Consider the following 9,501-nt stretch of genomic DNA (forward strand, 5'->3'; position numbering starts at 1 on the left):
TTGCGAAAGTGCGTGGCTTACTCAGTGCAACTAAAGCCGAAAAATTAAGCTGCGGGCGGGTTGGTGGTTGAGTGGGTTTGGTGTAGTGTGTGCGGCAGCATGAATGCTAGTGTTCTCTAATCAGCAAATACTCAGCGTCTGCAGAGCAATACTGTTAAAGTTCACTCATCAACAAATACTCAACGTTCGCAAAGCATGACCGCAAAGCTACAGAATTAATGTCAGCAGAGCATCACTGCAAAGCTACACAAGCAACGTTCGCAAAGCATGACCGCAAAGCTAGGCAAAGGATTTGGGAGTGAGGACTGCGAGCGCTGTGGCGCCGCGCAAGCCGCAAGTGGCAAATGGGCGCTCAGACACAAGCACCACAACCGACGCATTAGCAAGTCCCAAACGCATCGCCCCAAGCACATCCGGATCCGAATCCGGCGAAGAAAGCCACTGCGCAGCCATCGACATCGTTGGCTCATGACCCACAATCATCGTCGTATGAACATCACCTCGAACCGCCTGCAACTCGTCCATAACCGACTGCATACCGCCATCATAAAGACTCTTGCGCGACTCAACCACAGGCGCATCGCCAAAACGCTTCAACATGCGCTTCAAAGTTTGCTCAGTACGATTCGCGCTAGAACACACAATATAATCTGGCACAAGCTTCAAAGATTCCAAGCCTTTTGCCATAATTTTCGCCTGTTTCAAGCCCTTATCGGTAAGCCCACGTCCCCAATCGTCGCCCATTTCAGGCGCCTCGGCTTTAGCATGACGCATCAGCAACAAAACGTACTTACTATGATGTGCTTTCTTCATAAGCTTTTTCATTGGTGATGCCATAATGCTCTCCTACTTAGCTTGACTATGCTCTATTTTTTGAGATTGCACAGTTACTTGCGATTGCGAATCTTCCGGCAATTGCGCAAGTTGCACGTCTAAATCGCGCAAAACTTTACGAAGCTTACGATCCGAAATATCGCGCAAAGACAAGTCTTCCAACTGTTCAGCGCGCTCTTCCGCTGTCATATCGTCAATATCGCTCACAGTATCTTTAGTACCGTGCTCACGCTTCCTCAAAGCGCTAAAACCTTCTGCCATTGCGCGCGAAACAATCAAAAATCCAGTGTGGCCAATCATCGCGTGATCCGGACGAACCGCCAAGCCTTGCGCTTTCCAAGTACGCTCCAATGTTTCTTGAATTTCTGGCTCAGTCCACATGCCACTTTCTCGCAAAGCTTCAGCCATGCGAGACATTTGCGTCGTAGTCGTCACGTACGCAATAAGCACGCCTCCCGGCACAATCACGCGATGCGCTTGTTCGAGGCGATTCCACGGATCAAGCATGTCGAGCATAATGCGATCCACGCTATGCGCGTCTAAAGTTTTTGCAACAGAATCAAAATCGCCAGTAAGCAAATTCCACCACTCTGGGCGCTTGCCGTAGTACAAAGTTGCGTTAGACTCGGCAATGCGCGCAAAATCCGGGCGAAGCTCAATCGTCGTAAGCTTTCCGCTCTCCCCAACTGCGTCCAAAAGGCTTAAGCTCATAGCACCAGAACCAGCACCCGACTCCAAAACGCGCATACCTGAGCGGATATCTCCTAAAGCAATCACTTGCGCAATATCTTTTGGATACATAATTTGCGCGCCTCTAGGCATAGAAAGCACGTAGTCAACCATGCGAGGTCGCATAACTACGTAATCCCAGCCGCCAATAGCGCGAGCTGCTTTCCAAGGCTTGTTGCCGGTTTTTGAAAGGTCTTTAGATGCCTGATTTTCGCTATTTTGCAGCGTTTCACGCTTTGCGCTCACAGTAGTAATTACAACGCCTTCGCTTTGACCAATCACGTCATCGTGACAAATAAGACCGTGCTCAGTTTGTGTAACACCACCTGCAACAAGTTGTGCAGTAATCCGCTTACCCTTACGATCAGTGAACTGAATCTTCTCACCTACTCGTAACACACCACTACGCGAATTAACTGACTGCACAAAACACCTCACTTACAAAATTTGCTAACAAACTCAACTAACAAATTTGCCAATAAACTTTACTAATATTCGCATCGACAAACCGTATTTATTTTACGGCATACCCACACTAAATCTCACTAAAACGACGCAAGTGCTACATAACCTACAAACTTACAGTAGTAAGCGGCATAGCAGAATCGATGGCAAAATCAGGAGCGGAAGGATGCACCCCTGCTTCCACCAAATTCACGCCAAGCATGGCAACCATCGCACCGTTATCTGTGCAAAGCTTAAGTTCCGGCAAACGCACTTCAATTCCATGCTCCTTGCCGCAAGCCAACAAATGCTCACGAAGCTGCGAATTAGCGGAGAATCCGCCGCCAATCATCAACGTTTTAGAACCGTACTGCTCACAGCCCATCATAGCTTTGCGCGAAAGCACATCCGCCACAGAATGAGCCAAAGAAGCACACACGTCGTCAACTGGAATGTCAAGACCTTGAGCCTCGCGCGCTTCAACCCAACGCGCAACAGCAGTTTTTACACCAGAGAAGCTGAAATCGTAAGGATGCTCTTTACCAGAACGACCTTGCGTCAAACCTTGCGGAACTTTCAAAGTATCCGGGTTGCCAAGCCTGCCATGCCTATCAATATGAGGGCCACCCGGGTACGGGAATCCAAGCAAGCGCGCAACCTTATCAAAGCACTCGCCTGCAGCATCGTCCAAAGTCGTGCCAACAACGTCAATGCTTCTAGCAATATCGTTCACGTGAAGAAGCGAAGTGTGACCGCCGGAAACAATTAGAGCAAGCACATCTTCTGGCACATCACCGAATTGCAATTGCGTTACTGCAATATGCCCGATTACGTGGTTAATACCATAAATTGGCTTATTTGCAGCCCAAGCCAAAGCTTTAGCTCCCGAAACTCCCACAGCCAAGCAGCCTGCAAGACCAGGACCTGCACTTACTGCAATCGCGTCAACATCGCTTAAATCCATATTTGCATCTGCCAAAGCTTGAGAAACAACCGGCACAAAAGCTTCAGCGTGCGCGCGAGAAGCAATTTCTGGAATTACACCACCGTAGCGCGCGTGCTCCTGCATAGAAGATGCCACCACATTTGACACCAGCGTACGTCCGCGCACAATAGCGGCGGCAGTTTCATCACAAGTTGATTCAATTCCCAATACGATTGCTTCGCTCATTGCTATTCCTCGTTATTCCTCGTTATTCTTCAATTCCGTTATTTTTTGCGGAAGGTACCTTACTATTTTCGGAAGTTTTGTTATTTTTTATGGAGATTACATTATTATTTTCGCAAGTTATGTTAGTACCGCCTAAAATCTCGCTTAAATCAGCGCACATCGTGTACGCGTCCACACCTTCCGGCTGATAGTAACGTTTTCGCAAACCCATTTTCTTAAAACCAAAACGTTCATACAACGCGAGCGCAGGATTGTTGTCAACTCGTACTTCCAGCAGCATGCGCTTGGCACCGATTTGTTTTGCGGTTTTCATCATGGTTGATAACAGCTTAGAAGCTATGCCTTTCCGTTGGTATTGCCTCACAACGCCAATTGTCATAATTTGCGCATCGTCTCCATCGAACCAATATCCAGCATACCCGCATAACGTATGCGTATTTTCGTCGATTTCCGCATAATATGCGCGCATAGGAGCTTGCAATTCTTGCGCAATCATGCTCTCATTCCAAGAGCCTTTTCCAAATAAATCGGCTTCAATGGGAGCTATTTTTTGCGCTAACTCATCGCACGTAAAATCGCACTTTGGAACTATATTTAAGCTTTCGTTATTTATGCTCTCAGCAACTGCCGGAAATGTAGAATGCGTTATATCAACAATCATAATTACTCAAATCGTTACAACGCTTCTATTTTTCTTTAGCTCTCGTTGCCTCACCGGATCCAAGCACATGCTTAAGCGGATTTGGCACAGACACATCTGGGCGGCGCAAATACAGCGGTTCAACAGCTTTTACGTGCTCATTTTCATCGGAGCAATGCTTAGCGCAATTCTCAGCACACTGCTCGAAAATTTGTAAACCTTGCACACCCAAGTCAAGCGCAGAAACTTCAGCAATAACGCCAACATTGGCAATATTTCGCCAATCTTCAACGTATTTTTGAGCACCATGTCCAAGCACATCCACGCAATAATTTTCACCATTTACACTCGCTACATACTCGTTCACACGAGCCGCAGCATTCTGAGGATAGTCAATATCCATATCGATGACAGCATTGCCTTCATCATCGTACAAAGCCATATACACTTGGCGACGGCGTGCATCGTTGAGTGAAAGCACGTAATGCTTTACATCAGAACCTGCAGAGTTAGCAGAATCAACAGCATTCGGAAGATGTAGTAGTGAATCCTTGCAAATAACGTCATTTTTAAGTGCTTCTTCAAACGCACCAGATCGCATCATCAAACTTTGAGGAAGCAGGCTGTCACATCCCAAAATTTCGGCATTATTTGCAAACGCGATTGCCTTCGCTGCAACTAACCCTGCGCGAAGTCCCGTAAAAGGAGCAGGACCAACTCCCACAACCACGCGATGAATATCAGACGGTTGAAGACCAGCAGCCTCCACAACTTTCGCAATATTTACTTGCAAACGCTCCACGTGAGTGCGTGAGTCAGTCTCAACAATCGGCTCATGACCCACAATTCCAACAGTAGAACCAAATGAAGTGTCAATAATCAGCGTATTACTCATGTTTATTCCTCGACGTAACGTACCCGACCAGCTTACTCGCTTACCACAACTTGCGTTATTTACTGCGATATTTGTTGCTATATTTTCCGCGTATTTTTAATTACAATTTTGCAAGTCGATTCAGCCAATCCTTACCAACAGCTTTCAAAGTTACGATTCGCTTACCGTCACTAGTGAAACTATCTGCTTGTGAAGCATCAACAGGTCTTGCAATATGAACTTCTAAGCGCTCGCTTGCAAGCACTCCAGCCATTTGCTCACCCCACTCCATAAGCACAACAGTACCGTCGCCCGGCTCTTCCAAAGCTTCGTCAAGTCCCAAAGATTCAAGCTCATCAAGCAAACGCGACACAGTATCTTGCCCCGGAGCAAAATCCTCACCACCCAAACGATAAGCGTCAACGTGAATGAGCGTCGCTGGCTTTCCGTTCACAAAAGTGCCATGCAATTCGCGCGCAATCGTAAAAGTTGGAGACACAATCGGCTCACTAATACCAAGACCAACTCCAAAACCTTGTGCGAACGTTGTTTTACCAGCCCCAAGAGGACCCGACAGCAGTAGAACATCGCCTTCTTTAACTAGTTTTGCCACAGCTTTACCAAGCTCGCGCATATCAGTATCCGTAGGCACGGTACGCACTTTTTGCTGTTCTAATTGTTCTGCCATATGTAATGCACTCTTTCTAATTTCGCTTGAATTTCTTTATAAGTTCCTTTATAAATTTTTTATACGTTATAATTTTTTTATACGTTCTTCTATAAGTTCCTTTTTTAATTTCCTCGAGACGCAATGAGCATAATACATTTTTCAAGCGCATAATTCGCGTCGCTAGATCCGCCCTTGCACTGCTCATCCGCCCAAGCTAAAGATTGCAAACATTGAGAAACTCCTGCACTACTCCAACCAGCAAGCTGGCGCATTGCCATTTTCAGCGCCCACGGATTTACTTTTGCTTCCGCTTGAGAAATTGTGCCGTTACGAACTGCCATTGCGAGCGCAATACAGCGTACTTTTGCAGCTAAAGCGCCGATTAACGCTATAGGGTCAACTCCTTGAGCAACTGCAGTTCTAGCAGCAAGCACAGCGGAACCTGTATGCCCTGCAACAGCTTTATCTGCCACAAAGAAGCCAGTAACTTGCGGATCTGCAATCAAATAACGATCAACAATATTAAGCGTTATTGGATTATCGTCATAGTCGAAGCATAATTGCGAGCACAATGCTGCAAGCTCACCAGTTTTCCCTCCCAAAACTGCTACGAGTCGCTGAGCTGCTTGAGGTTCTATAGTGCGATTATGTTTCTCGAATATGCTGATAACAAAATTAAGTTTCGCATCGTCTTTTTTAAGATCCGGCACTGTAATGGTTTGAGCACCAACTTTTGCCAGACGCGTAATAATAGATTTTCCTTTAATACCACCCTCATGGCATGCAATAACCCAATTTGCAGAAGATTCATCGGAATTATTATCGTCATGTTGCGTTTGCTTACAAAATTTTTCAATTGCGTCTACTAAAGATTCGTCTGCTTGTTGCAAATTATGTATTATTACAATCGTTCCGTCACCGAAAAGTGAAGGACCTACAGCTTCGTCAAATGCGTACTGATCCGCAGTCGACGCATCAAGTTCAATAATTTCAGCATCCGGAACATTATGTTGGATTTTTCCGCGCACAGTACGAGCATTAAGCTCATTTAAGTATGTGTCTCCCCCAACTACCATCGTAACTGGCATAACGTGTTCTGCGCGCTTATTACTTGCTGCCATCATGCTCCTTAAACCAACCAACTCGTACCTATCATAATATTCCTCTCGAATATGCGTGCGTGTTCACTCCTCTTCAAAGATGCGTGCAGTATCGCTTACTGTGCGCTTTGCTGAAGCAGCCCACAATTGCCCAACTATACGCAGACGCTGGATGTAATAACGATTGTGAAAGGCACGAAAAGCAAGCATAAAAACAGCAAATATCGTAAATTCTACGCAAGCCATCACCCATGCCCCCAACGCGCCACGCACCCAAGGAAACACGCCAAACGACACCTCATCGCACCAATATGCACACTGCTCCATAAGGCTTGTAGCAATTGATGCAAGCTGTGCAAAAATGAGCGATACTCCTGCGTAAAACACTGCACAAACTAGTGAAATTAAGCCACATACTGTTGCCCAATCCATCAAAGGAGCAACCATAATATTCGCAGGAATTGCCATAAAAGACACTTCCGGCTGCATAAGAATTTGCACTGGCATAGTCCAGCATTGTGCAGAAAACGTTATAGCTAACGCTGAAGCAACACAAGATGGCATATATTGCGTTAATGTTTGAGAAAGTGGCACTCCCATCATTACAATTCCTAAAGTTGCTGCAGAAGAAAGCGCAAAAGCGTAATCCCAAGCGTATGAAGGGTTACATGTTAAAACTCCAATAACAGTCCAGCTCAGTGCGCTGGCTGATTGATATGGTCGCTTACAACACCACGCTACTGCGGATATAATTCCCATAACAAGCGCACGAAGCACTGATGCTGAAGGGTATACTATTGCAGCCAAAACAATTTGAAACACAATCTGTATGAAGGACATAATCCATCTAGGCAGTAAAAAGTATGCACAACAGCGGCGAATAATCATGCTCAGCAGCAAAAAGTGACCACCAGAAACTGCCATAACGTGCATAATGCCAGCATGTTGAAAATGGCGACGCATCATTGTTGCATACGTTTCGTCGATTGGATCAAGTGAGCTTGTCTCTTCTGCTGGCACGTATTCCTGCCCAAGCATGCCAACAGTTACTCCAGGAACCAACATTCTACCTTGCATATCAAGCTTATTGGTGACATCATAAAACGATTTCCACAAATCACTTACAGCTCTATGCCAAAAGTCTGAGCCTTGTACAACATGCAAATTTCGTTGAGTTTTTTCTACATGCAATTCAGGCTTACTACTATCAAATCTCGAAGCTTTCACGCTAACTGGTAAACGTATACGCGAACCATAATTCAACTGTTCACATATTGGAGAATATGCATACAGTCGCGCTTGAACGTAACTTTTTTGCTTCGCAAAATAATGGACTTGAACCGTTGCTTGACAATCACCATTAAAGCTTCGCGAAGTCCGCATCGGCGTAACCATCGTTACTTCAGCAATATGATAAGCTTGATTGCTATTGCGTCGAGCATACCCTACTTGTGCAATGTTCACTTTATGTATTTCACGCATAACAACATCTTGAGATAACACGCATTGCGTCAGATACGACAACATGCAAGCCACAGCACAAATATGCAATACGAGCGATATTGTACGATGCCATGTAAAACATTGGTAACGCACACTACTGAGTGCAGCTCGCAGCATACTTACATATGTATGAGTGCATTGCATATTACTGTTAATAATCACGCGTAATATACTCCAGGTAAGAAACGCAATAATAAACACTGCTACCACACCAGCAAATACTGTTACTACACCGTGCATCATATGCACTTTCCAGCACCATCTCCCCACCAAACAACCCATCCAACAAGCTGCAGCAACAGGAATCATACGCAAATCGCAACTTCCAGAAATACGTTGCTTTACGACGCTCATACTCATAACACGCCTAACCTACGTCAAGTACGCCACGGAATTTGTTCAAAGTTTTAGGACCAATGCCTTTAATTTGCAGCAAATCTTCCAAACTGTGAAAACGACCGACTCGTTTACGTTGAGCAAGAATACGAGCAGCTGTTTTAGGTCCAACTCCTTTCAAAGTTTGTAATTGCGCAAGCGTTGCAGTATTAATATTGATGCGACCAGCATTTTCACGCGAGATTACAGCTCCCTGTTGAGCTTTACGCATAGCAGTGCCAGTAAGTGGAGATTTCGCTTGTTTTGTAGTTGTTACGCCATGATCATTGTGCGTTGTGCCATCCTGATGTTCCACACTATAACTGCCATCACTATTACTGTCACTGACGGTATTGTTAGCATCGATAGTATTTTCACTATTGTCATCAATATTCGCATCTTCTTGGCTTTGATTATCTTCATCAATATTTTTACTATTGTGAGCACGTTTATTACGCAATTTTTTAGAGGAACTAGTACTATATGCAGGATTATCACTCGCGCTTTGCCATGCTTCAGCTTGAGTATGCTGCATACGTTGATACGTTAACGACTGCGAAATAAGCATAGTAAGACTTGCACATAATGCTACAGTCAGCAGCAATATCAACGCTAACGTATGCACAGGCTTCATATGCAATCTGGGCGAAGTCTTACCACTCATAAGAGTTTCATCACAAGAATCGCAAGATTTTTCGCGAGATTTATCGCTACAATTTTCAGCAAAACTATCATTAGAAAATTCTGCTAAAGACCTTGCAATTCGTCTCCTAGGCAAGTCACTTCTCGGCTTATCCAAGCCATAGTTACGGTCCGTAGCATAGTTATCCATACCATAGTTATGGTTCGTAGCATAGTTATCCATACCATAGTTATGGTTCGTACCATAGTTATGAACATAGTCTTCCATAAATCCCCCAACTCTTAATGTTCTTAACTTAACTATTGGGAAACTTATAGCACTTTGCAACAAAAATACGCGCCTGTGGTTAAAACCTTTAACACTCGTTCTACTGTTCAAAGAACACTAGCATTAATGCTGCCGCGCACACCACACCAGACACTCCTACCACGCACCCATCCGCAGCTTAATTAAGCGACTTTAGTTGCACTGAGTAAACCACGCAGCTTCGCAACTTTCTGTACGAGTCTATGAGTTTT

The 9,501-nt window shown here is 45.0% G+C and carries 9 protein-coding genes; all 9 read right to left on the bottom strand.

The features are described 5' to 3' along the window. Positions 1–279: 279 nt before the first annotated feature. The gene (locus HMPREF3208_RS06070; protein ID WP_064347774.1) at positions 280–837 is read right to left on the bottom strand and encodes a SixA phosphatase family protein; all 558 of its coding nucleotides are present in this window, start codon (positions 835–837) and stop codon (positions 280–282) included. A gap of 9 nt (positions 838–846) precedes the next feature. Further along, positions 847–1,989, bottom strand: coding sequence for a tRNA (adenine-N1)-methyltransferase (locus HMPREF3208_RS06075; RefSeq protein WP_064347776.1), 1,143 nt, complete (start codon positions 1,987–1,989; stop codon positions 847–849). Between the two features lie 145 nt (positions 1,990–2,134). Continuing rightward, complete coding sequence (gene tsaD / locus HMPREF3208_RS06080; RefSeq protein ID WP_064347778.1) at positions 2,135–3,178, bottom strand: tRNA (adenosine(37)-N6)-threonylcarbamoyltransferase complex transferase subunit TsaD; 1,044 nt, start codon at positions 3,176–3,178, stop codon at positions 2,135–2,137. A gap of 22 nt (positions 3,179–3,200) precedes the next feature. Beyond that, complete coding sequence (gene rimI / locus HMPREF3208_RS06085) at positions 3,201–3,839, bottom strand: ribosomal protein S18-alanine N-acetyltransferase (protein WP_016637359.1); 639 nt, start codon at positions 3,837–3,839, stop codon at positions 3,201–3,203. Between the two features lie 25 nt (positions 3,840–3,864). Then, on the bottom strand, positions 3,865–4,713 hold the full coding sequence (tsaB, locus tag HMPREF3208_RS06090) for a tRNA (adenosine(37)-N6)-threonylcarbamoyltransferase complex dimerization subunit type 1 TsaB (protein ID WP_064347780.1): 849 nt from the start codon (positions 4,711–4,713) through the stop codon (positions 3,865–3,867). A gap of 100 nt (positions 4,714–4,813) precedes the next feature. Then, on the bottom strand, positions 4,814–5,380 hold the full coding sequence (gene tsaE / locus HMPREF3208_RS06095; RefSeq protein WP_016637357.1) for a tRNA (adenosine(37)-N6)-threonylcarbamoyltransferase complex ATPase subunit type 1 TsaE: 567 nt from the start codon (positions 5,378–5,380) through the stop codon (positions 4,814–4,816). A gap of 104 nt (positions 5,381–5,484) precedes the next feature. Continuing rightward, positions 5,485–6,483 carry a DNA polymerase III subunit delta gene (gene holA / locus HMPREF3208_RS06100; protein WP_064347782.1) on the bottom strand — a complete coding sequence of 333 codons (999 nt, stop codon included), beginning with the start codon at positions 6,481–6,483 and terminating at the stop codon, positions 5,485–5,487. A gap of 63 nt (positions 6,484–6,546) precedes the next feature. Then, positions 6,547–8,325, bottom strand: a complete 1,779-nt coding sequence (locus HMPREF3208_RS06105; RefSeq protein WP_196488970.1) for a ComEC/Rec2 family competence protein — start codon at positions 8,323–8,325, stop codon at positions 6,547–6,549. A gap of 7 nt (positions 8,326–8,332) precedes the next feature. Beyond that, a complete protein-coding gene (locus HMPREF3208_RS06110) occupies positions 8,333–9,250 on the bottom strand; it encodes a helix-hairpin-helix domain-containing protein (protein ID WP_081091201.1) in 918 nt (305 codons plus the stop codon). Positions 9,251–9,501: the final 251 nt, after the last annotated feature.

Origin of the sequence: Gardnerella vaginalis (assembly GCF_001546485.1) — a bacterium.
GTDB classification, from domain to species: Bacteria; Actinomycetota; Actinomycetes; order Actinomycetales; family Bifidobacteriaceae; genus Bifidobacterium; species Bifidobacterium vaginale_D.

Bases quoted from the DNA above. Each gene is read 5' to 3' on its own strand.
- HMPREF3208_RS06110 (WP_081091201.1), bottom strand. From the start codon at position 9,250: ATGGAAGACTATGTTCATAACTATGGTACGAACCATAACTATGGTATG.
- tsaE (WP_016637357.1), bottom strand. From the start codon at position 5,380: ATGGCAGAACAATTAGAACAGCAAAAAGTGCGTACCGTGCCTACGGAT.
- tsaB (WP_064347780.1), bottom strand. From the start codon at position 4,713: ATGAGTAATACGCTGATTATTGACACTTCATTTGGTTCTACTGTTGGA.
- HMPREF3208_RS06105 (WP_196488970.1), bottom strand. From the start codon at position 8,325: ATGAGTATGAGCGTCGTAAAGCAACGTATTTCTGGAAGTTGCGATTTG.
- HMPREF3208_RS06070 (WP_064347774.1), bottom strand. From the start codon at position 837: ATGGCATCACCAATGAAAAAGCTTATGAAGAAAGCACATCATAGTAAG.
- tsaD (WP_064347778.1), bottom strand. From the start codon at position 3,178: ATGAGCGAAGCAATCGTATTGGGAATTGAATCAACTTGTGATGAAACT.
- rimI (WP_016637359.1), bottom strand. From the start codon at position 3,839: ATGATTGTTGATATAACGCATTCTACATTTCCGGCAGTTGCTGAGAGC.
- holA (WP_064347782.1), bottom strand. From the start codon at position 6,483: ATGGCAGCAAGTAATAAGCGCGCAGAACACGTTATGCCAGTTACGATG.